Genomic DNA, 21,875 nt, shown 5'->3' on the forward strand with positions numbered 1-21,875 from the left:
TTTACGCATACCTGCAGGATGCGTTTCTTTGTTGGTTCGCTTAAACTTGTTGCCATTTGTCCTCGTCCTCATCCTATGTACTATCTTTGTTTTTTATATGGTCTATACACCAAATATAGCATGAAATAGATGTTCTCGTCAAGAAGTTTCTGGCTCGTGTACCAGCGCATCGACTGCAGTAAACGCAACGTTCTCTCCATCGTGGATGAGGCTCCAATCTGGCTTGTCTGTGGGTGAATTATCTCTTATCGTAATATACTTCTGATCAGCTCAATGTAGTTCACTTTTACAGTTTCATAGAAAATATTGTCAGAAATCAATTTCATAGTTGAATCAACATAATCGTCAGCATAAAAATCTTCTCGTATGAGTTCTTCTGCTGCAGCCAGCAGCTTCGGCATGGGAATCCCCAGCTTCCGAAAAGTTTCGTAATCCCGCAGTTCAGATTGGAGCTTGTTTCAGTTCCGTCCGCAAGGCTTTGAATTTCACTTTCCACTCGTCGGAAACCCGGTAGGAATCACAGATTTTCTGAATGGCCTTGCCGCAGATGGAATAAGGAAGCCCACAGCTTTTCATCCACCGATGAACAACCTCCGGCTCAAAAATAGTCAGCTCTGCGATCAACCAGGCTTGCGCCATCTGCACATAATAGTGATCATCTGCTTTCATCAGCGGCAGCAACCACTCTGCATGACCATGCCCCAGCCGGGAAATGAACATTACATAGCCCCAGCGACGAATAAATGGATCATCGGAATGAATATATTCCTGAGCATACCCTATCGCCATTTCAAAATCCAGCGCCGCCACATACCGAATGATCTGATCCGTGTGCCACCAATCCGTAAACAGTAAATTCTCATGGATGAAAGCCATCCGTGCAGCCACATCCTTAATTTGCTGTAAATTTACATAATAGTAGATTCGATGAAACTGCTGCTCCGTCAAAATATGTTCCCGAAGGGGTGCCGCATCCGCCTGTTCCTTGACATAGCGGCGGATCAGCCTGTCCACGTCTGCTGTTTTGTATTGCCCCAAAGCGTCCAGATCCTGCTGAACGGACTGTGGGGTTAAACGTTTTCTTTCTTCCATAATCTTTTCTCCATATTATTCTTCCAAACTCAAATTCATTAGGTCAAAGTCGATATCCTGCCCGTTGATTCTGAAAAATGCCGGGAAGGTGCACAGCTTGCGAAAACCGTATTTTTCATAAAGGTGGATGGCACGAAAATTGTCGCTTCGCACTTCCAGATTCAACTGACGGAAGTCATTTTCCTTTGCGAAAGAAAGGATTGCTTCCGTCAGCGCAGAGGCCGCACCGCAGCCCCACCATGCTTTTTTCAGGCTGATCCCGAACTCTCCACGATGGCACATTCGATTGTTCTTGCGGTTCAGGCTTGCTGTTCCGATGATCTCACCGTTCACTTTGGCAAGATACTGAACATTGTCCGTCGATTGAGCTTGCAGACGCAGATAGGATTGCTCTGCTTCCAAGTCCAGGAGCACACCCTCCGGTCCAAAGCTGAGGTTATCTGTTTCTCCACCGATGATTTTCAGGTAGTTCAGCAAGGCAGCCGCATCCTCTGCTTGTGCACGGACAATTTCAAACATTGTATGTTTCATCGTTTCCTCCATAAACAATAATTTACGGTTGCCTTAAAAAATCAATCTCGTATCGTATTCCATGCGAAAGCAATAATCCGTCTGTTAGGTCAATACGCAAAATACAAGTGTTTACATCATCAAAATTATTATGTCCATTATCGATCCATGCAGAAAATACCTCTCGCATCTTATTTGCAATCTCTTTGTTTTCTTCTTTTCCAAAATACCCCAAATTAACACCTTTTCCATGTGCGGTAAACCACTCGCCGGTAAGTGCAACCGTTGGATTTACTTCGATCTGCTTCATTTTGTTTGATAACCCATATGTAAGCACATAAAATGCACCATCCACATAAAAGGTATTTACATTACGAACATAAGGAATTTCATTTACTGCAGTTGCCAAAGCAATAATACTGTCTTTTCCAAAGCGCTCCATTAGTATTTTTTCAGCTTCTTTTGTTAATTTTTCCATTATTTACCTCTACAAATTTATCTACGTGTTCCGTTATCATTAAAATGTTTTTGCAAAGCTTTCTCTGTCGGATAAATTGATACAATCAAAATAATACTTTGAATTGTTATTAGAATTCCCCCTGCAGCCCCAATCGTATTTTCATCACGATGGTATAACGGAATATGTATCAAAGCAGATGGTATCATCATTAACCATCCTATTTTCCACCAAAGTTTTCCACAATAGTCGTGAGCAAATTTCCATGTATCTATATTTTTCATTGAACGAGTTGTTCTGTAACCTAACATACCATTTATATGTTTTGGACAATGTTTCCACATCATTCTTCCAAGAACCACCATAACAATTGGAATTAATAAATCACTTATTAACATAAACCACCAAAACCACAAAAAATCCACCTCCCAAAATTTCGATTGCATCGGTTCACCTCATGGCAGAAGCCTGAACGCCTGCTCCAGCAGCCAGTCTCGGCTTTCCAGAAAATCGTATCCCAGCAGCGCCTCTATCTCCTCCGATTGACCGTATAGCTTGTCGCAAATATCGACATCCTGTAAAGTAATCGTCTGGTTTTGAAACCGAAGCTGCAGTTCCCGCACATAGGGAATCCGTTTATATTGTGAAGTCCCGACACCAGCAATTTCGGTTTCGTGATAGTGAATGTCAGGAAGCCGAGAATACCAAGAGGCGCTGAGGATGGAGCCGGTATGCCCGGTGTCAACTCTGGCCGAAAAGCACCGCCCAGCATACTCCGGGGAAACGACTGGGCCGTGCTTGATTTCAGGACTTAGATGTTCAGCCGTCCTTTCCGGTAAGCTGACCGATAAGGATTCGTCTTTTGTGGAATAACTCCAACGATATCGGGAAATCACGTCCCATCCGAGCAGCATTTCAGCCGGGAAAATCCTGCCGCTTTCATCGCTGTGTGCAAAATCTGCATCATCCGTTACGAGCACCTTGCATTTTTCAACACAAATATCTCCGATCCGGATGCCGGGAATAGCAGCAGTCTGAAACTCACGAACCATACCATTATTGTTTCCGGCGCGGAGAGTCTCTTTTTCGGGTACGGCACAAAACCGGTGCAGAAGGCTTTTTGAGATAACCGTCATACCCGCGCCGGTGTCAAACAATGCGATGGCATTCACATTTTCAATTTGGACGTTTACAAACAGAAGGTTTGCAAATTTGCTGCTCGACAGGCAATTTATCATTGGATCATCCCCTCCCAATACAAATGATACACTGCATACTTGCCGCCGTCAAAGGTCTGCATAATAATGGAAGGATCTGCAACAATAGAATGCACGCTCTGCGAGCATTCTATTGTCATGAATCAAGGCAAGATGTCCAGTCCTCTTATAAAACTTCAAATATCTTTGCACCCCTGGTCATCAGCCAATGATGAAGCCAGCCAGCGGCCACGAAAAGTGCCGCGCAGACCAGCACGAAATAAGTGCTGATACTTACAACATTTCTTAACATCACATAGATTCCTGCAAGCGCTATTACCATCAACCAGCCGCCAAACAAGGTTACCGCAACCGGAACGCTTTGCTTGATGGGTACAATCTCGCTCATCCAGTTCAAATTCGGCATTTTCAGGTTCAAGGCCAGACCGATTTCTGCCATCAGGAGTGCAAACAATGCAGAGACCACGGGAATCAAAATGCCATATACCAATCCCGGTTTTGTCAGCCACTCCAAAACAGCCACCAGCGGAATGGCCGGAAGGAACGTCAGAAGCAAGTGCAGGTGCAGTTTTGCCCGAAGCACCTGACTGCCGGACACAGGCATAGACTGGGCGATCCACAGATTTTTGCCCTCCAAAGAAATGGATGGAGCAGTCATAATATTCATCGTCGCAAACAGACAAACGATTGCGACAGCCAGCAGTGGGAGGCAGGATTCCAGCCCCGGTATGGAGAAAAAATCCCGAACAGAGGCCGATTTTAAAACCAAAGCCGCTGCGGAAAACGGCATCAGTACAATGCCAAGCCCACAATTCAGCATATAATTAGTGCTGCCCACAAAGCGGCGCAGTTCTTTTTGCAGCAATGCTCCGCTGACCGAGCCGGTTTTGACCGTCTGCTCCTTGTAAACCGTTTTTGTCTCGCCATGGTTGGTGGTTGCCAGTTTTAAGAAGCTGTGGGACAAAACCAAATAGGTAGTCACTCCCGCCGCCAGCACAATTCCCGTAAAAATCAGCATGGAAAGAGCATTTCCCTCTGCTGCCATACCCATGTGATACAGAGGATAGAGGAAAATCCTCAGCTTTTCTCCAAAGGCTTCGAGATTGAAAAGTATCATTTGAAAGATGGAATATGCCATCCCGCAAACATAATAGTATGCCCCAATAAACGCCAGTGAAATCACAACGGTAATGATCTTCTTGTGCTTAACCTTCGTTGCCACCAGTGCAACCACCCAGCCGAGGATAGCCGACAGCACCAGAATCAGCACCGACAGCACCAACGGAATCAGCAGCACATGAATGGTTCCCATAATGGAAACGGGTGCGTTCACAAACCAGATCAGCAGTGTCGGGAGCATCACGATCAGCTCATACATCAGCCCCATGGCATAGACGCCAGACAGCCGAGCCAGCAAAATTTGTGACGCAGGAATCGGCATCGCCAGCAGCAAGTCATTGTCCTTGGCCTGATAAAGGGAGCTATAGGTATTGAATACGCTGCCGAACACGCCAAGAAAAACAGCCAGCAGTCCCATGATGCACCAATACATCCATCCCATATTGGCAGAAAGCAGCGACTCGCAAAGCGCATTGGCGGCACCCCCAAAGATCACTCCAAGAAAGCCAAACAGGAGCAGATACAAAACTGCCGTGCCGACAACTCCTTTTGCACTGCGGTGCTTTCCCGTCTTTTTCTCCTGATACAGCCAGGAAAAAACCTCCATCATTTGCCGTTTGAATAGTGCTTTTGTCATCCTTCACCCTCCAGTTCCAGAAATACATCTTCCAAAGAAGTATCTCCCTTAACCTCCTCCATGGTTCCGGATCTCACCAGCTTACCGCCCTTGATGATGGCGACCTTGTCGCAGAGCTTTTCCGCAACCTCCAACACATGAGTAGAAAAGAAAATTGCCGATCCCTTGCCGCACAGATCACGCATGATGGATTTCAGCAAATGGGAGGCTTTGGGATCAAGTCCCACAAAAGGCTCGTCCATGATAATGAGCTTCGGCTGGTGGATCAATGCGGAAATGATCGCCAGCTTTTGCTTCATGCCGTGAGAGTAAGCGGAAATTGGCTGCGCCAGATCTGCCGTCAACTCAAAGGCATCTGCGTAGCGGCGAATCCGATATTTGCGGTCAGCAGCACCGACCCCAAAAATATCCGCCACAAAATTCAAATACTGAATTCCCGTCATAAATTCATACAGGTCTGGATTGTCGGGAATATAGGCAAGCTTCCGTTTGCAGTCAATCGGGTTTTCCTTCACCGAAATTCCATCAATGAAAATATCGCCGCTCTCAAACTGCAAAATGCCGCAGCAGGATTTCAGGGTCGTGGTCTTGCCTGCTCCGTTATGTCCAATGAAGCCGTAGATCTCACCGGGCTTGATCTGCAAAGACAGGTCATCCACTGCCTTTTTCTCTCCGTATTTTTTTGTCAAATGCTCGATTTTCAACATTTTTTCTGTTCCTCCATTTTCCCATCGTGACAGGAAACCACACATTCATAGCGGCACTTGGGGCAAAAGAGGGGAAAGTCCTCCAGCACCGTATGCGTCCGAATCTGCGTCCGTGTCTTGCTGCCACATTTTGGGCATAATATCCAATCTATTTTCTCTTTATTCTCCATTCAACATCACCCCTTACTGTAAATCCTGTTCTTGAGCTTTCCTGCGACGGAGAAGCTGCCTGTTTACCTCGGTAGCTGTTCGGGCGGTCTGACCAAAATCAATCAAATGCCAGACAATTTTGGCAGCCAGAATAAAGCTGGCGTAAATCATCCCATCCAAGGAGTTGTACCAAAACTCCCAATGATGTGCAAGAGGGAGCAAAACTGCTTCCAGGAGCACTGTGTGTAATGCAGTACGGAACCACCAGTCCCCTAAGGTCAGCTCCCTTTTTGAATAATAAACTGCCAACGATGCCATACACACCAGTGTGAAAATGATACATCTGCCGAAAAAAGTAACTACCGGCAATTCGGAAGTAGGATTAAACAGCAGACACATGAAAAAGGTGCTGAGCATGATGATCCCATAAGCCACTACAAAGCGGTGGAGCCAAAACACGATTTTTTTCATAAGCACCTCCTATACCCCCAGCAGTCGTTTGAGCTCGCCGACATACTGCCGGGAAATGATCACTTTTTCGCTGTTTTCCAACGTGGCCTCGAACCGTCCCGATACAGATGGGTGGACATATTGAATCTTGTCTGCGTTCAGGATCATGGATTTACTGCATCGAAAAAACATAGAGCCTCGACATGTTTCTTCAAATTCATACAGCTTTTGCTTGCACTTAAATACTGTTTTTTCACAATACAGGAAAGAACACCCCTCTACGACCTCAAAATAGTAAACATCGCTGAGCTTCAGCCGATAAACTTTTTCGTCAGCAAAAGCGCTGATTGAAATTTCTCCGGTCGTAACCGCTCGGATCGCTTCCACCCATTTCTCCTGCGTGTCATAGCAGCGAACGATCACTTCTTCTTCCTTTTCACCGGGAATCAACTCCACAGACAGCTTCATGTCCCCACCTCCCTTCAGTTCTACGATACTATATCACAGCTTGTTTCTCATATCTACATTGGGGACTGTAAGTTGTAAAAATCAGAGGATAAGTTGCATCATACATCCACAAGAGAGGAAACAATAGAATGCACGCTCTGCGAGCATTCTATTGTCATGAATCAAAGTAAACTGCCGTGTCTTGCTTTCAGCAGACACGGCAGTTTGTCAGGAGCATCCTATCTTTTTCGGGGTTTGGATTTTCGTAATTCTGCAAACGGGATTTTCTATTTCTTTTTCCACACCATTACATAATCTCTTTCTCCAGTAGCTTCATCCAATCCATCGCTCTGGATCTCAAAACCTTCCCTCTTGTAAAAAGAGATTGCCCGTGTATTTTTCCGATACACATTTAAGCGTAATTCGTTTCTTTTGTCTTTTGTATCATTCAGCAGAATTTTACCGATACCCTGAGACTGCATTTTATCAGAAACAAAAATTCCCTCGATATAATCGTTGTTCAGCCCTATAAACCCCTGGATTTTCTGATCACTTTCATAGACATAGACTTCCGCCTGTAACAGCATTTCTTTTACCAATTCAAAATTACGTTTCCAATATTGAGCAGAAATAAAATCATGTGCTTTTAAATTCGTATCTAACCATATATCGGCAACCCTGTCTATATCTGCTTTTTGTAATTTTCTGACCATAATCTATATTCCTCTCAAACGCAACTTCGTCAAACCAAAGTTCACAATACCTGCAAGCTTGTTCCACCCTATCTTATCCCCAGCTCGTCCAGTGCTTTCTCCCAATAGGAGTCCGCAATATTATACCAGGGGTCCTGATACAAACCAAAGGATTCCTACCATAATGACTGCAAGGCACAGACACACTGCTCCCACTCCGATAAACACCTTTTGAATACACGACGTTTTTTCAGTCGGGCAATAAAATTCCTCAATGTGGTCAGGATTGACAAAAAGCTCCACCGCCTGTCCTACTTCCACTTCCGGTTTCGCGGTTCCGATAAATGCTTTTGCTCTCTGTGTCACACCTCCAACGGTGTATTCATAAATCGGAAACCACGATTTTAACGCCGCCTCTCCACTGGCAGAAAAATCATCCACACCCACTCTTTCTCTTCGCAGATCCACTACGGTTGCAGTGATCGGCAAAGTGCAGATATTTCTTTTTTTCCGTCCTCTTACATGCAATCCGATGCCGATGCAAAGAAACGTAACTCCGAGTATACCCCATACCAGTATAAAAAATAAGAATATTAGTGTTGTTGTTTCCATTCTGTCACTCCCAGTTCATCGAATTGTGTAAATGCCTCTGTCCGTTCTGTTTCCACTCCACACAAAGCGCCTGAACTTAATTGTAGCATAGAAAGAAGCTTCTTCGCAAATACAAATCCGGCATTGCATTTTCCTTATTCCAAATTTTCCACCTTGTTCTTTTTGACTTTCTTTAACAGGGCATATCCCACCAGGCAGGCAGCAAGCTCTGTGATCGGAAACGCCCACCAGATCAGCGAAACGTCTGCCTGTCCGTTTCTGACAAACACGGAAAAAATACCAGCCAGCGGCAATAGGATCACAAACTGTCTGAGCAGAGAAATCACCAGGGACTCTGCACCGCTTTCCAGTGCCTGGTAGATTCCCTGATATGCCACATTGATTCCCGCAAAGAGAAAGCTGATCGAAATTATCCGCATCGCCCCAATGAAATACTCTCTCGACTGTCCGGCATTGAACAGCGAAGCAAACGCGTCCGGGAAAATTTCCGTAATTGCTGTTCCGATTACCATAAGCACAGCCGTATAAATCAGACCATATTTCATTCCGTCCTGAACCCTCTTTTTGCTTCCCATTCCATATGCAAATGCTATGATCGGCGTGATCGCGTCCCTCAGTCCGAAAGCCAGAAACAGCACAAACTGCTGGACTTTATAAAACAGTCCGTATGCGGTCTGGGCGGAAGGATTGAATTTTAAAATCAGGTTCATCACATAAACCATGACAGACATCAGTGCCTGTGCAAGGATTGCCGGAAGCCCGATTGCATAGATCTCTTTTATAATTCCAATGTCCGGTTTCAGATATTTTACGCCATGCTCGAATTCTTTATTGAATTTTATATGGAAGAAGAACAGCAATGCCGCAGATGCCACCTGTCCGATCACCGTCGCGTATGCAGCGCCCTGTACTCCCATTTCCGGAACGGGTCCGATTCCGTAAATCATAATCGGATCGAGGATGATATTTATTACCGCACCCACAACCTGACCGATGGTGGAATAGAGTGAACGTCCCGTCGCCTGCAGCAGTTTTTCAAAGATGGAAAAGAAAATAATTCCAAACGAAATCACGCAGCAGATGCTCAGATAATCCGTTCCCATCGAAATAACTTCCGGGTCAATGGTCTGGGAAGAAATATACGTTTTTCCCCCAAATATCCCAAACAACAGGCACACCGCATAGATCACCGCGCCCAAAAACAGACTGTTCCCGGCGACCTTCGCCGCCTTTTTGGAGTTTCCTTGCCCAAGGGTCAATGCGAGAAGGGCATTGGTTCCAACACCGGTACCGATTCCGACTGCCACCATCAGCATCTGAACCGGAAATACGAGTGTCAGCGCATTTAACGCCGCTTCGCTCCCGGATTTCATATTTCCGACAAAAGCGCTGTCCACAATGTTGTAAACCGCCTGCAATGCCATCGATAAAATCATCGGAATTCCCATCTGAATCATGAGCTTATTGACCGGCATTTCTTTCATTTTGTTGCTTTCCGCTTTCATAAGTTTCCTCCTTTTTTCGCACAAAAAAACGAGCAGCAAAACTGGATTTACGCAATTTTGCTACTCGTTCGTAAGTTATTATATTTCTGATTTTTGAAAAAGTCAAACAAAAATCTTTTACCAGACACCTTCAGGAAATCTTTTTGCGGTAATACAGATTTCTCCATTTTAAAAAATGCTTCCAGCTGCACACAGACTGTTTTTCAAATCTTCCCGATATCCCGGCTCGCCCTCCCACAGGGAATTGACGGTCACACAGCTGCTTTCGGGATGTCCGGTCGCATGGATGATCTTTCCATTTCCCAGATAAATCGCCACATGTCCCGGAAAAAAGAGCAAATCACCCGGTTTGGCCTGTTCTATCGGGATTTCATGAACCGGATAGCCTTCTTTGATCGCTGCATCCCGCCAGATCAGGATCCCATTTCGGAAATAGCTCATAAACGCAAGACCGGAGCAGTCAATTCCACATGCTGTTTTCCCGCCCCAGCGGTACTGCGTCCCGAGATAGGAATACGCAGTCTGCACGATGCTTTCCCGGAAAGCTTCTTCCAACCTGAGTGCGTCTGCATCCTCTTGTTCTTTCGGCTCCGACTGTGATACTGCGTCTATACGCTCCGTCAGAACCGTCGGCCGCTGCGTCACCCATTTTCTCCACTGCTCCTGTCCCTGGCACGGCTCCAGAAAACGGCTCCGCATATATCCATCCCTAAGACCGCCCATTCCATCCGGTAAAAAGACGCGTCGCCAGCCCGGCTGCAGCAGGCGGGCTGCAGCGCTACTATCGCCGGAAGCCGAATCCTTCTCTGCCCAAATCAGACTCCCGGCATACAGTGTCGTGATACGCCTTGCCTGTACCCGTTCCGCTTCCAGCACGTCTGCAATATTCTGGCAAACCTGAAAAAGCTGCATGGCACAACCGGAGTTTTGTGCATCATAGCATACACCTGCACCTCCTACACTTTCCAGGGGCACATACTCTTCTGCCGCAATCCATCCCTCATATCCATAATGCGTCCGGATTTTATAAAAAGCGTTATTCTCTTCCAAAACCTCGTACTGCCATCCAAAGAGAATTTCATCTGCAACACCGCCATTTTCCGGCACGCCCGTAGGCTCTATGCCAACAGCCGTACCACACGCTGCATATGCAGGCGTTTCATACAACGTTATTACCGGTTTCTGGCAAATTCCAGGCTTTCGCAACATTTCCTTTTCCCTCTTCTTTCTGCTTCATCGAAAAAACAAATACGATAATACAATACAAAATTTATGCAATTCAGGCTTCCGGTATACGGAAAGTCTGTATGCATCCGTCAACCTATCTGTGCGCATGCGGACGATGGCTGCACAGCATCGCTTTCTGCGCAATGCATCAAAAGAAGCTGCTGCACATTCGCACAACAGCTTCTCCCATTTTTTGCAATAGAATATTTTTTATCTCATTCCAACTGTTACGATTTCAAAGCCTCTGACAGGAATTTCATACCAGCCGTCTGCATTTGCAGTTTCGGGACGAACCTCTTCCTCCAGAATATTGGAGAAGTACAGGGTTTCAAAAGAAGCGTCCTTCTTGATACGCAGAACGGTGGGTTCGCCGGAGCAGTTGACAAAACGTGCCATCCGGTCAGTGCCTTCTGCTTTCTCCTTGAGGTTGGAGAACATCATGCGCTCGCCTTCCCAGGTCAGCCAGGATTTCTCAGCCGGCAGGGTTCCTGCATGAACCTTGGTCTGTGCAACTGTATAAGGTACCTGGAACTGATATGCGCTTCTGAAGCTGTTGCTTTCAACCAGATCTCCTGCAAAGAAGGTCATCTCGTACTCTGCAGTGATATGACGCAGCTGCTGGGACAGCTCGGTGGGGAATACGCCCCAGTCACCCAGCTCACCGACACTACGCAGGATGGTAACTGCCAGTGCATTCTTTTCCTCCGGAAGGATTTCATACTCATACAGACCGATGTTTGCAATGAGCATGCCGCCCTTTTCATCGTTTAAGCCCACAAAGCTCTGCTGATGCTCGCACTTGCAGGGATTCTCCCACAGCTTGCTATGCTCGTTGGGACGGTTCACCACTTCAAATACGCTGTCTGCATAGTGGTGTGTGCAGGAGATTCCGGTCGGTGCTACCACGCGAATTCTGTGATCCTTTGCAGTGTTATCGAACTCGGTTACAAACCTCACGCTGCGGCTGTCTTTTTCCAGAGTAATTGTGGTGTGCAGAACGATCTGTGTCGTCTCACTGCTTCTTTTGCAGGTACGCTTCATGAATTCTACAAGACCTTCCTGCTCTTCCTTTAACTGATCGTCTGCGGAAACCGGAACGGTCAGCACATTGGTCACTTCCACGCTTGCCGCAAAATCGGTATTTTCCACCAGCTTGATTTCTGCCTTTGTGCCCTTTGTCACAATTTCAGGATTTCCCTTCGGGCAGAAGTAGATGTATTCGTTGCCCGCATCCAGGGTATCTTCAAAATATCCAAGACCTTCGTAGGTCTTTCCGGTCTGCTTGTCCAGAACATTCAACGTACCGTCGTCGTTGATCGCAACCTTCAGGAATTCATTTTCCAGATGACGGTCATCGCTTGCGATGTTGCTGCCCTTTCCAGCTGTCCCAGCGGCTTCTGCAGGAACCAGCGCGTAGGTACGGTATCCCAGTGCAGGCAGTTTTTCTGCAAAAAGGGAAACCTTCACCTGTCTTGCCATGTAAGGCTGACGGAACTTGTCATCCGGCAGGTCATAGCCGAATTTTACGTCTGCATCTTCTACCGTTGCTTTCTGTACATTGCCTTCACTGTCCACAACAACGTACTCCGGCAGCTCCCATGCCTTCATATCGCGGCGTCCGTCCCAGAGCCACTTGTTGTAGTCACGCTTTGCATCCAATACGACTGTCACCTTACCGGTGCGCTCGTCGCCAGTGGTGTTGAACACAACAAACGGAACTGCGTTTTCGCCATATTTTTCAAATACAGAAGTATCTGTCAGGTCTGCAACATAAGCGGAAGCATCCTCGGAAAGGGTATGGGCGATCTCTGTGGAACGGTCGAAACGGACTTCGATTTCTTTGTTGACCTGATCCACGCTGCAGCCGCAAATGCTGTCGTGGGGATGGTTCTGCATCAGGATCTTCCATGCATAGTTGAAACGGTCATGGGGATATTCCTTACCGTTTTCTGCTGCAAATACAGCCAGAGGCTCGGATACGCGCTCCAGTGCAACCTCGTTTCTGCGGTTCTGGCGCTTTAAGGTTACATGGGAGGAACAGGTATTGACCAGCGTATACCAGCCGTCTGTCTCCTGGCTGGTCAGCTCGCCTTTTACGGTAGAAAGCTTTTCACCTGCCTCTGCCTGAACCTTCTTGACATAATCTTCGAAGTTAGAATGAACAAACTCGATATCGGGATACAATCTGCGCGCGGTTTCAATTGCTGCAGAAAGATCCTTCTGAACCGGCTGATGGTCGCAGCCGTTCATGAACAGCAGCTCGTCTGTAGATGCGAACATCTCAGCCTTTGCAAGACGTTCCTCCCAGTATGCCTTTGCTTCTTTTTCATCCACCGGGATTTCCATACCGTTGCAGTACCAGTTTGCAAACAGGATACCAAGAAGCTTTGTGCCGTCGGGAGACTGCCACTGCATTTCAGAATAAGCGGATTCGTACTCGCCGCCTTCTTTTAATTCATTGTTAAAACCAACCGGCTTTACGCCGCGGCCAAACGCAACAGCTTCCATGCCAGCCTGGGTCAGCAGCTGAGGCATCTGTCCCGCATTGCCGAATGCATCCGGGAAATAGCCAACCTTTGTCAGATTGCCGTAGGCCTTTGCTTCACGAATACCGGTCTGAAGGTTTCTGACATTTGCTTCACCGCTGGTTAAAAACTCATCCTGCAGGATGTAGAAGGGACCTACACGGAAATGTCCCTCTCTGACATGTCTTAACAGCTCTTCTCTTTTTTCCGGACGGATTTCCAGATAGTCGTCCAGCACGATGGTCTGACCATCCAAGTGGAAGCTGTAAAAGCCGGGATCTTTGTCAAACAGTTCCATGTTGGTGTCGATCAGATCCAGCAGCTTCATTTTATGCCGCTCTAACGGCAGATACCATTCTCTGTCCCAATGGGAATGGGAAATAATATGTACAGTCTTTTTCTTCATAGGTTTCTCCCTCTTTCCTGTCCGGCAATTCTCCGGAATCTCTGGTTTTATCATCCCCTATTCCATGAAAAAATGCAACACCCAAAATAGTTAGGTTATCTCTAAAAAAATGTTACTGTTCACCCGCGCCATTCGCAAAACCGCGTCTTCGACGCTTTCCGCTGCTTTGCAGCTCTTTTTGCTCATAAAATGGCGCTCCCTTCGTACCCTTCTGCGTTCAGATTTTCGTGCAAGCACGGAATCTGAACGCAGAAGGGTACGAGTGAACTGTAACCCCAAAAAGCAAGAACAGCCGCAGGGTGCAGCAAATCCATGCACCCTGCGGCTGTAATATAAATCCGTTACATAATTTTATGAACCCATCCTGCAGGTCCTTCGATCTTACCCATCTGAATACCTGTCAGAGTGTCATACAGCTTCTGGATCACCGGTCCCATGCTTTCCATACCGCTGGGGAAGCAGATCTCCCTGCCATGGTCTACCACCTTGCCGACCGGGCATACAACAGCTGCCGTACCGCAGACGCCGCATTCTGCAAAATCAGAAAGCTCCGCCAGCTTAACCGGACGCTCTTCCACCTTCATGCCCAGGATATCCTTTGCAACGACTGCGATGGAACGACGTGTTACAGAAGGAAGGATGCTGTCAGACTTAGGAATGACAAGAGTTCCTTCTTTGTCGATGAAGATAAAGTTTGCGCCGCCGGTCTCCTCTACATAGGTGCGGGTTGCGGGATCAAGGAACATGTTTTCATCGTAGCCGTTCTGATGTGCGGTTACATAGGCATGCAGGCTCATCGCATAGTTCAGACCAGCCTTGATATGTCCGGTTCCATGCGGTGCTGCGCGGTCAAAATCACTGACACAGATGGTAAGCGGATGAACGCCGCCCTTAAAGTACGGTCCAACCGGAGTTACCAGAATGCGGAACTGATATTCATCCGCGGGCTTAACGCCGATAACCGGAGAGCTTGCAAACATATAAGGACGAACATATAAGCTTGCGCCGCTGCCGTAAGGAGGAACCCATGCAGCATTTGCCTTAACCACTTCTTCTACTGCTTCCAGGAAACGCTCTGCCGGGAACGGAGGCATCTCCAGACGCTTTGCGCTGTCCATCATACGGACTGCATTTAAGTCCGGGCGGAACGTTACGATATGTCCATCCTCTGTTGTATATGCTTTGAGACCTTCAAAGATCTCCTGGCAATAATGAAAAATACCTGCACATTCGTTCAGGGTAACTGTCGGATCGTCTGTCAGTCCACCCTTATCCCAGGCACCATTTTTGTAGTTTGCCACATAACGGTAATCTGTTGTCATATAGCCGAATCCGAGATTTGCCCAGTCCAGATTCTTTTTTTCCATCTTGTCCACACTCCTTACTTCTGGCTCCCATCCGCCGGGTTCTTCTTTTGCCGGCGTCTGTTTTGCAGTTTTCTATAGAATTCGAAAACATTATAGCACTATTCTTTCCGATAGAAAAGATTTTTTTCACGCGCCTTCTCCTGCCGCGCCCGTTTAGAAACCGCAGCGTGGATGCTTTCGCTTATTCGCTGTGGCTGACCGTCTCCTTCATCATCCGCACATAGGTGTATAAATGTCCGCCCGCATGAGAGCCGTATTTTTCGATCAGCTTTACAACTGCACTTCCGACAATAACACCATCCGCCGTTTTGGAAATCTCTGCCGCCTGATCCGGTGTGTGGATACCGAAGCCAACCGCTGCCGGAACGCTGCTGACACTGCGGATTTCTTTTAACATCCCACCGATATCGGTGGTGATATTAGTTCTCTCTCCGGTTACGCCCATCGACGATACCACATACAAAAATCCTTTCGCTCCTTTGGCAATCTTACGGATTCTCTCTTTGGAGGTCGGTGCAATCATCGAGATCAGGTCTATGCCATAGCGGCTTGCAACAACATCAACCTCTTCTTTTTCCTCAAAGGGCAGATCGGGGATGATGATGCCGTCGATCCCTACATCCTGGCAGCGTTCAAAAAACGCCTCGTAGCCGTAATGGAACACCGGATTCAAATATGTCATAAATACCAGCGGAATTTCTGTTTTCTCCCGCAGTTTCTTTACCATGTCAAAAATATCGTCGGTCGTCACACCGCCGGAAAGCGCCCGGATATCCGCCTCCTGAATGACCAGTCCCTCCGCGATCGGATCGGAAAACGGAATGCCGATCTCGATCAGATCTGCGCCTGCCCGCTCCATTTCCAGAATGTATTCCTCTGTCTTATCCAGGGACGGATCTCCCGCTGTCAAAAATGCAATAAATGCCTTTTTATTTTCAAATGCCTTTTGGATTCTGCTCATCTTTTTCCTTCTGTCTTTCGGACAGCCTTTCCTGCAGGTTTTTTGCGCCTGCCAAAGTTTTCTTTTATTCTCTGTTTTTCGGGTTTACTCTGAAATATCTTCGCCGCGATATCTTGCAATCGCTGCAACGTCCTTGTCGCCGCGCCCGGATAGACAAATAATGATCGACTGATCCGAAGACAAGGTCGGTGCAAGCTTTCTCGCATGCGCAACCGCATGGGCGCTCTCTATCGCGCAGATGATGCCCTCCGTACGCGCCAGATACTCAAACGCTTCTACCGCTTCCTCATCCGTTACCGGTACATAGCTTGCGCGTCCGGTATCGTGCAGCCATGCGTGCTCCGGTCCAATGCCGGGATAATCCAGTCCTGCAGAAATCGAGTACACCGGTGCAATCTGTCCGTACTGATCCTGACAGAAATAGGATTTCATACCGTGGAACACACCTGGCGTTCCCTTTGCCATTGTTGCTGCATGCTTATCCGTATCGATTCCTTTTCCTGCAGCCTCGCAGCCGATCAATGCAACTTTCTTTTCCGGAATAAACTCATAGAACATACCCATTGCATTGCTGCCGCCGCCGACACACGCCAAAACAGCTGCCGGAAGCTTTCCTTCCTTTTCCAGAATCTGTGCCTTTGCCTCCCGTCCGATGACAGACTGGAAATTCCGCACGATCGTCGGAAACGGATGCGGTCCCATAACAGAGCCCAGTACATAGTGGGTGTCCGATACGCGGTTTGTCCACTCACGCATCGTCTCGTTTACTGCATCCTTTAAGGTCTGGGTTCCGCTTGTTACCGGATGCACCTTTGCGCCTAAAAGCTTCATTCTGTAAACATTCAGCGCCTGCCGGTCTGTGTCCTCTTTTCCCATAAAAATCTCACATTCCAGTCCGAGCAGTGCCGCAGCTGTTGCACAGGCAACCCCATGCTGTCCGGCGCCAGTTTCTGCGATGACGCGGGTTTTACCCATCTTTTTTGCCATCAGCACCTGGCCGAGTACGTTGTTGATCTTGTGAGAACCGGTGTGGTTTAAGTCCTCCCGCTTTAAATAGATCTTCGCACCGCCCAGATCCTTTGTCATTTTCTCCGCATAATATAACAGCGACGGTCTTCCTGCATAATTTTTTAACAGATCATCAAGCTCCGCACAAAACTCCGGGTCATTTTTATAAAATTCGTACTGCTCCTCCAGATGAATGATCTCATTCATCAGCGTCTCCGGAATGTACTGTCCTCCGTGTATTCCAAATCTGCCTTTTTCCATCAGTTGTATTCCTCCTTCTGCCGTGCTGCCGCTACGCACGCGAAAATTTTCTCCCGATCCTTAAAACCGTCGGTTTCTGCGCCGCTGTTGACGTCGAACGCCCAGGCTCCCGTTCGCACAGCCTCTTTTATATTCTCTGCATTCAGCCCGCCCGCCAGGAAAAATGGGCGGCCGATAGATTCTATTAAAGTCCAGTCAAAGACTCTTCCGGTTCCGCCGCTGCCCTGATCCAGCAAAATGTAATCTGCGTAGCTTTCCCTGGCACGCAGCACATCTTCCTTCGTCCGGACGGAAAACGCCTGGATCACCGGACAGCTGACTTTGCTTTTCAGTTCATTTATATATGCCTCGTCTTCCTGCCCGTGCAGCTGCACCCAGTCAATGACGCCATCCTCTACCAGACCGACAATGGTTTCTATTGTTTCGTTGACAAAAACACCGACTGCCGGGATTTCTTTTTTTAACATGCTGTGCAGCTGTTTTGCCTGCTCGGGTGAAACCTGCCGCCTGCTCCTTGCAAAGACGAAACCTGCAAAATCAACTCCGGCGTCGTTGACCCATTCGATATCGCAAGGGCGGGACAGCCCACAGATCTTGAGGCGTGGGTGTGCAGATTCTGCGATGTTTGCAGTTCGAATTATATCTTTGCTGCGCTGCTTTTGCTCACTCATGGCAGTCCCTCTTCAACTCCTGCAGCATCGCCGCTTTGTCGCTGCTTCTCATCAGCGTTTCGCCAATCAGCACCGCGTCCGTTCCATTTTTATATAAAACGGCAACGTCCTCTGCACCCCTGATGCCGCTTTCGGAGACGTAGAGTACCTCGGGCGGAATCAGCGCCCGCAGACGCACACTGCTTTTGACATCCACAGTAAAATCCTTCAGGTTCCGATTGTTGACACCGATGATCCGCGCTCCGGCACGCAGCGCCCGCGCAACCTCTTCTTCGTCGTGTGCCTCAACTAACGCCGATAAGCCAAGGCTATGCGCCTTTTTTAAAAACTGACCAAGCTCTTTCTCGGACAAAATCGCACAAATCAGAAGCACCGCAGAAGCACCTAAAAGCTTTGCTTCATAAATCTGATATTCATCCACCGTAAAATCCTTGCGCAGCACCGGAATGCTCACCTCACGTGCAATCTCCCGAAGGTAGTCATCGCTTCCGAGGAAGTATTCCGGCTCCGTCAGCACGGAAATCGCAGATGCGCCCGCGCGCTCATACTGCCGCGCGATTTCCAGATACGGAAAGTCTACTGCAATCAGTCCTTTAGATGGAGATGCCTTTTTGACCTCGCAGATAACCGAAATCCCCGGCGCCGCCAGCGCTTTTTCAAATGGAAACCCGGTATCTGCAGCCAGGCTCTTTGCTTCTTTTTTCAGAACCTCCATCGGCTTTTTCTTTTTATTTTCCTCCACACGCGCCCGCGCAGCGTCCGCGAGAGTATCCAGAATCGTCTTTTCTTTCATGCTTTCCACTCATTTCTGCGCACGCTTTTTGCGCATGTCGAGTTTGTGCCAAGTGCGCGCAGACACAAATCCCGCGATTGAAAAATTTTTTCAATCTTCTTACTCCTGATTCGTCAGCGCTGCAAACTGCTCCAGCTGTGCAAGCGCCTTACCGCTTTCGATGACTTCCTGCGCTTCCCTGATCGCATCTTCGATTGAAATGCCCTTTGCGATATGGATTGCCGCTGCGGAGTTCAGAACGACCGCATCCCGTCTGGGTCCTTTTTCCCCTTTTAAAATCGCCAGTGCAATCTGCGCGTTGTCCTGGGGTCTTCCGCCGATCAGCTCGTCTTTGCTGCAGCGGGTAAAGCCGAACTGCTCCGGAGTGATCACATAGGATAAAAATTCCCCATCCTTTACTTCGCAGACTGTCGTCGGTGCACTCATGGAAATCTCATCCAGACCGTCCTGTCCATATACGACCATTGCCTTTTTCACGCCAAGGTTTGCCAGCACCCGTGCTAACGGCTCCACCAGTGCCTCGTCATAAACACCCATCAGCTCCATGTTTGCACCTGCCGGATTGGTCAGCGGTCCAAGAATATTGAAAATCGTACGGATACCCAGCTCTTTTCTGACCGGTGCGACATATTTCATCGACAGGTGGTAATTCTGTGCAAACAGGAAGCACAGACCGATTTTTTTGAGCACTTCTGCGCTCTTTGCCGGATCGATGGTGATCTTTACACCAAGTGCTTCTAAAACGTCCGCCGCACCGCTCTTGCTGGATGCTGCACGGTTGCCGTGTTTTGCCACCGGAACGCCTGCTGCCGAGATCACCAGAGAAGACGTTGTAGAAATATTAAAGGAATTGGAATGGTCACCGCCGGTTCCAACGATTTCCAGCACATCCTGATCATGTAACAGGCGTACACAATGCTTTCTCATCCCCGCCGCACACGCGGTAATTTCCTCGATTGTCTCGCCCTTCATCGCCATCGCGGTTAAAAATGCACTCATCTGTACCGGACTTGCCTTTCCGCCCATGATTTCATCCATCGAAGCTTCTGCGGTCTCATAATCCAGGTTCTGCTTTGCTGCCAGTTTTACAATCGCTTCTTTAATCATTGTCTTCTCCTTTTTCTCTGCATTCGCAAGTTGTAAAAAATTTTCAAGCATCTTTTTCCCAAGTGGAGTTAAAATTGATTCCGGGTGAAACTGTACGCCGTACACCGCCTTTGTTTTATGCTGCAGTGCCATGATCTCGCCGTCCGATGTCCTGGCAGTCACCTGCAGGCATTCCGGAAAGGTTTCCTCCTGCGCCGCCAGCGAATGGTACCGTGCCACCGTCGTTTCCTCCGGCAGACCAACAAACAGCGGCGTTTTCGTATCGAGCTTTGTCACGGACTGTTTGCCGTGCATCAGCTGTTTTGCATAGGAAACAACTCCGCCGTATGCCTCGCAGATCACCTGATGCCCCAAACACACGCCGAGGATCGGGATTTTCCCGCCGAGCTTTTGCACCACCTCAATGCAGCAGCCCGCATTCTGCGGACGCCCCGGCCCCGGCGACAGGATAATCGCTTCGGGCTTTAATGCCTCAATCTCTTCTGCCGTCAGCTCCTTTTCATCGGAAAGCAGATCGGCTTCCAGCTCCTGATCCTCCTTTTCGTCCTTTCCCCTGGGTCTTGTCCCGGCAAGAGGGAAGGTGTATGCGGTCTGATTGTCCACCTTTACCAGTGTCTCCGGCGAAGCGCCGGCGATTTCCAGATCGTCGCTGAAAAAATAAAACATGTACGGTGACGGATTTTTTGTCCGCAGAATCCGGTAGGTATCCAGCAGGCTTCCGTCAAATCCGGCTTCCAGACGGTTCGAAAGCACCAGCTGAAAAATGTCTCCCTCATGGATGTAATGCTTGACCTGTTCCACCTTTTCACAGTAGCTTTCCTGATCGAACAGCGGCGTGAGCTCTGTTGTCAGCCTCCCTGAGGACACGTTTTTTTCTGCGCCCTTTTCGATGATGTCCTGCATCTGATCAAGGGTCTGAAGAGCTGTGCGGTAAACCGCTTCCAGGGTGTCGGGCTCTGCTGCAGATACCGGGGCGTCCGCTGCTGCCCGCGCGCTTTTCCCCCTTGCCCGGAGGTCCGTTGCCGCTGCCGCGCCGGCTGTCTGTCCACCTTCTGCCTGCACGTCTGCTTCCGATATCCGACTGTTACAGATCAGGATGATCTTTTGTCTGTAGTGATCAAATGCGATCATCTTATCAAACAGCATCAGATCGACGTCCCGGAACTTTTCCTGATCCTCTGCGTCCAGCCGAAGCGTCGGCTCCGCATATTTGATATAGTCGTATGCAAAATATCCAACCAGACCGCCGGTCAGAGGCGGGAGCTTTTTGATCTGCGGCGCGCGGTTTTCTTCGATCACCCTTGCAATCACCTGCGCCGGATTCTCTGTTTCAAACTGCTCGACATGATCTGTTGTAATTGTCACCTGATGGTTCATGCAGGTCAGCTCCATCGCAGGATCGAACCCAAGAAAGCTGTACCGTCCCCACTGCTTGTTGTCCTCCGCACTTTCTAACAAAAAGCAGTGGTCGCTTACCGCCAGCAGTTTTTTCAGTACCTGCACGGGTGTTGCGATATCTGAAAAAATCTCACGCCAGATCGGAATCCTCCGGTAAGCTCCGGACGCTGCCGTTCTTTTCAGTTCTTCCAGTGATGTCTGTTCCATGCGACTGTTCCTCCTGTAAAAAAGAATGTGTCTTGGGATATTCTTGCGCCGAGTGCGCATCCTCGCGGAGCGTTTTTTATCGTATGGAAACAAAGTTTCCTATACGATAAAAAAATACCCCCGCCCATGACAGATTTGTCTGTCAAGGACGGGGGCTCATCATCTTTTAAGCTGCAGGCACTTTATGCCTGTCTTCCCGCGGTACCACCTTGCTTTGCGATCGTACGCACTCTTTATCAGGGTACAGATATCTTTTAAAGAATTCAAACATTCCAAAGGATACTAACATACCCCCGGCAAATAACGGATGCCCTCCGTCACAGAATACTCGGAACAAAATTCCTTTGAC

At 48.2% G+C, this 21,875-nt stretch carries 22 protein-coding genes and 1 pseudogene; all 23 read right to left on the bottom strand.

Annotated elements, in window-relative coordinates; all coding sequences use genetic code 11:
- Nucleotides 1–245: 245 nt before the first annotated feature.
- Nucleotides 246–401, bottom strand: coding sequence for a hypothetical protein (locus ACLTOQ_RS13360; RefSeq protein ID WP_412319638.1), 156 nt, complete (start codon nt 399–401; stop codon nt 246–248).
- Nucleotides 402–441: 40 nt separating this feature from the next.
- Nucleotides 442–1,092, bottom strand: a complete 651-nt coding sequence (locus ACLTOQ_RS13365; RefSeq protein ID WP_412319639.1) for a DNA alkylation repair protein — start codon at nt 1,090–1,092, stop codon at nt 442–444.
- A 15-nt stretch (nt 1,093–1,107) separates the two neighbouring features.
- Nucleotides 1,108–1,623 carry a GNAT family N-acetyltransferase gene (locus tag ACLTOQ_RS13370; RefSeq protein WP_262585679.1) on the bottom strand — a complete coding sequence of 172 codons (516 nt, stop codon included), beginning with the start codon at nt 1,621–1,623 and terminating at the stop codon, nt 1,108–1,110.
- A 22-nt stretch (nt 1,624–1,645) separates the two neighbouring features.
- Entirely contained in the window at nt 1,646–2,080 is a 435-nt protein-coding gene (locus tag ACLTOQ_RS13375; RefSeq protein WP_262585680.1) for a pyridoxamine 5'-phosphate oxidase family protein, read from the bottom strand.
- Between the two features lie 17 nt (nt 2,081–2,097).
- Nucleotides 2,098–2,505: an SdpI family protein gene (locus ACLTOQ_RS13380; protein ID WP_330667278.1), complete on the bottom strand. Its 408-nt coding sequence runs from the start codon at nt 2,503–2,505 to the stop codon at nt 2,098–2,100.
- A gap of 9 nt (nt 2,506–2,514) precedes the next feature.
- Nucleotides 2,515–3,297, bottom strand: a complete 783-nt coding sequence (locus tag ACLTOQ_RS13385) for a retropepsin-like aspartic protease (RefSeq protein ID WP_262585681.1) — start codon at nt 3,295–3,297, stop codon at nt 2,515–2,517.
- 145 nt (nt 3,298–3,442) lie between these two features.
- The gene (locus ACLTOQ_RS13390) at nt 3,443–5,032 is read right to left on the bottom strand and encodes a putative ABC transporter permease subunit (RefSeq protein ID WP_412319640.1); all 1,590 of its coding nucleotides are present in this window, start codon (nt 5,030–5,032) and stop codon (nt 3,443–3,445) included.
- The gene (locus ACLTOQ_RS13395) at nt 5,029–5,739 is read right to left on the bottom strand and encodes an ABC transporter ATP-binding protein (RefSeq protein ID WP_262585683.1); all 711 of its coding nucleotides are present in this window, start codon (nt 5,737–5,739) and stop codon (nt 5,029–5,031) included. Before ACLTOQ_RS13395 ends, ACLTOQ_RS13390 begins: the two co-directional genes overlap by 4 nt.
- Nucleotides 5,733–5,909, bottom strand: coding sequence for a cysteine-rich KTR domain-containing protein (locus tag ACLTOQ_RS13400; RefSeq protein WP_262585684.1), 177 nt, complete (start codon nt 5,907–5,909; stop codon nt 5,733–5,735). Before ACLTOQ_RS13400 ends, ACLTOQ_RS13395 begins: the two co-directional genes overlap by 7 nt.
- 13 nt (nt 5,910–5,922) lie before the next feature.
- Nucleotides 5,923–6,360, bottom strand: coding sequence for a hypothetical protein (locus ACLTOQ_RS13405; RefSeq protein WP_262585685.1), 438 nt, complete (start codon nt 6,358–6,360; stop codon nt 5,923–5,925).
- Between the two features lie 9 nt (nt 6,361–6,369).
- Nucleotides 6,370–6,807: a LytTR family DNA-binding domain-containing protein gene (locus tag ACLTOQ_RS13410; protein WP_262585686.1), complete on the bottom strand. Its 438-nt coding sequence runs from the start codon at nt 6,805–6,807 to the stop codon at nt 6,370–6,372.
- 266 nt (nt 6,808–7,073) lie between these two features.
- Nucleotides 7,074–7,499, bottom strand: coding sequence for a GNAT family N-acetyltransferase (locus tag ACLTOQ_RS13415; protein WP_262585687.1), 426 nt, complete (start codon nt 7,497–7,499; stop codon nt 7,074–7,076).
- 120 nt (nt 7,500–7,619) lie between these two features.
- Nucleotides 7,620–7,967 (bottom strand): hypothetical protein, encoded by a 348-nt coding sequence (locus ACLTOQ_RS13420; protein ID WP_412319641.1) that lies wholly within the window; start codon nt 7,965–7,967, stop codon nt 7,620–7,622.
- 257 nt (nt 7,968–8,224) lie between these two features.
- On the bottom strand, nt 8,225–9,595 hold the full coding sequence (locus ACLTOQ_RS13425; RefSeq protein WP_262585689.1) for an MATE family efflux transporter: 1,371 nt from the start codon (nt 9,593–9,595) through the stop codon (nt 8,225–8,227).
- A 168-nt stretch (nt 9,596–9,763) separates the two neighbouring features.
- Nucleotides 9,764–10,804 carry a C40 family peptidase gene (locus ACLTOQ_RS13430; protein WP_412319642.1) on the bottom strand — a complete coding sequence of 347 codons (1,041 nt, stop codon included), beginning with the start codon at nt 10,802–10,804 and terminating at the stop codon, nt 9,764–9,766.
- A 228-nt stretch (nt 10,805–11,032) separates the two neighbouring features.
- On the bottom strand, nt 11,033–13,753 hold the full coding sequence (locus ACLTOQ_RS13435; protein ID WP_262585691.1) for an alpha-mannosidase: 2,721 nt from the start codon (nt 13,751–13,753) through the stop codon (nt 11,033–11,035).
- A 341-nt stretch (nt 13,754–14,094) separates the two neighbouring features.
- Complete coding sequence (locus ACLTOQ_RS13440; RefSeq protein WP_262585692.1) at nt 14,095–15,120, bottom strand: branched-chain amino acid aminotransferase; 1,026 nt, start codon at nt 15,118–15,120, stop codon at nt 14,095–14,097.
- A 181-nt stretch (nt 15,121–15,301) separates the two neighbouring features.
- Complete coding sequence (gene trpA, locus ACLTOQ_RS13445; protein WP_412288058.1) at nt 15,302–16,081, bottom strand: tryptophan synthase subunit alpha; 780 nt, start codon at nt 16,079–16,081, stop codon at nt 15,302–15,304.
- 84 nt (nt 16,082–16,165) lie between these two features.
- Entirely contained in the window at nt 16,166–17,350 is a 1,185-nt protein-coding gene (gene trpB / locus ACLTOQ_RS13450) for a tryptophan synthase subunit beta (protein WP_412288057.1), read from the bottom strand.
- Nucleotides 17,350–18,021 (bottom strand): phosphoribosylanthranilate isomerase, encoded by a 672-nt coding sequence (locus ACLTOQ_RS13455; RefSeq protein WP_412288056.1) that lies wholly within the window; start codon nt 18,019–18,021, stop codon nt 17,350–17,352. Before ACLTOQ_RS13455 ends, trpB begins: the two co-directional genes overlap by 1 nt.
- Entirely contained in the window at nt 18,014–18,814 is an 801-nt protein-coding gene (trpC, locus tag ACLTOQ_RS13460) for an indole-3-glycerol phosphate synthase TrpC (RefSeq protein ID WP_412319643.1), read from the bottom strand. Before trpC ends, ACLTOQ_RS13455 begins: the two co-directional genes overlap by 8 nt.
- Nucleotides 18,815–18,913: 99 nt before the next feature.
- A complete protein-coding gene (gene trpD, locus ACLTOQ_RS13465; protein ID WP_412319661.1) occupies nt 18,914–19,921 on the bottom strand; it encodes an anthranilate phosphoribosyltransferase in 1,008 nt (335 codons plus the stop codon).
- A 42-nt stretch (nt 19,922–19,963) separates the two neighbouring features.
- Nucleotides 19,964–21,586 (bottom strand): annotated as a pseudogene (locus ACLTOQ_RS13470) (glutamine amidotransferase-related protein); the annotation flags it as partial.
- Between the last annotated feature and the right edge of the window lie 289 nt (nt 21,587–21,875).

Origin of the sequence: Gallintestinimicrobium sp. (genome assembly GCF_046968865.1) — a bacterium.
GTDB classification, from domain to species: Bacteria; Bacillota; Clostridia; order Lachnospirales; family Lachnospiraceae; genus Gallintestinimicrobium; species Gallintestinimicrobium propionicum.

Coding starts and splice junctions, on each gene's coding strand:
- ACLTOQ_RS13360 (WP_412319638.1), bottom strand. CDS start 401: ATGCCGAAGCTGCTGGCTGCAGCAGAAGAACTCATACGAGAAGATTTT.
- ACLTOQ_RS13365 (WP_412319639.1), bottom strand. CDS start 1,092: ATGGAAGAAAGAAAACGTTTAACCCCACAGTCCGTTCAGCAGGATCTG.
- ACLTOQ_RS13370 (WP_262585679.1), bottom strand. CDS start 1,623: ATGAAACATACAATGTTTGAAATTGTCCGTGCACAAGCAGAGGATGCG.
- ACLTOQ_RS13375 (WP_262585680.1), bottom strand. CDS start 2,080: ATGGAAAAATTAACAAAAGAAGCTGAAAAAATACTAATGGAGCGCTTT.
- ACLTOQ_RS13380 (WP_330667278.1), bottom strand. CDS start 2,505: ATGCAATCGAAATTTTGGGAGGTGGATTTTTTGTGGTTTTGGTGGTTT.
- ACLTOQ_RS13385 (WP_262585681.1), bottom strand. CDS start 3,297: ATGATAAATTGCCTGTCGAGCAGCAAATTTGCAAACCTTCTGTTTGTA.
- ACLTOQ_RS13390 (WP_412319640.1), bottom strand. CDS start 5,032: ATGACAAAAGCACTATTCAAACGGCAAATGATGGAGGTTTTTTCCTGG.
- ACLTOQ_RS13395 (WP_262585683.1), bottom strand. CDS start 5,739: ATGTTGAAAATCGAGCATTTGACAAAAAAATACGGAGAGAAAAAGGCA.
- ACLTOQ_RS13400 (WP_262585684.1), bottom strand. CDS start 5,909: ATGGAGAATAAAGAGAAAATAGATTGGATATTATGCCCAAAATGTGGC.
- ACLTOQ_RS13405 (WP_262585685.1), bottom strand. CDS start 6,360: ATGAAAAAAATCGTGTTTTGGCTCCACCGCTTTGTAGTGGCTTATGGG.
- ACLTOQ_RS13410 (WP_262585686.1), bottom strand. CDS start 6,807: ATGAAGCTGTCTGTGGAGTTGATTCCCGGTGAAAAGGAAGAAGAAGTG.
- ACLTOQ_RS13415 (WP_262585687.1), bottom strand. CDS start 7,499: ATGGTCAGAAAATTACAAAAAGCAGATATAGACAGGGTTGCCGATATA.
- ACLTOQ_RS13425 (WP_262585689.1), bottom strand. CDS start 9,595: ATGAAAGCGGAAAGCAACAAAATGAAAGAAATGCCGGTCAATAAGCTC.
- ACLTOQ_RS13430 (WP_412319642.1), bottom strand. CDS start 10,804: ATGTTGCGAAAGCCTGGAATTTGCCAGAAACCGGTAATAACGTTGTAT.
- ACLTOQ_RS13435 (WP_262585691.1), bottom strand. CDS start 13,753: ATGAAGAAAAAGACTGTACATATTATTTCCCATTCCCATTGGGACAGA.
- ACLTOQ_RS13440 (WP_262585692.1), bottom strand. CDS start 15,120: ATGGAAAAAAAGAATCTGGACTGGGCAAATCTCGGATTCGGCTATATG.
- trpA (WP_412288058.1), bottom strand. CDS start 16,081: ATGAGCAGAATCCAAAAGGCATTTGAAAATAAAAAGGCATTTATTGCA.
- trpB (WP_412288057.1), bottom strand. CDS start 17,350: ATGGAAAAAGGCAGATTTGGAATACACGGAGGACAGTACATTCCGGAG.
- ACLTOQ_RS13455 (WP_412288056.1), bottom strand. CDS start 18,021: ATGAGTGAGCAAAAGCAGCGCAGCAAAGATATAATTCGAACTGCAAAC.
- trpC (WP_412319643.1), bottom strand. CDS start 18,814: ATGAAAGAAAAGACGATTCTGGATACTCTCGCGGACGCTGCGCGGGCG.
- trpD (WP_412319661.1), bottom strand. CDS start 19,921: ATGATTAAAGAAGCGATTGTAAAACTGGCAGCAAAGCAGAACCTGGAT.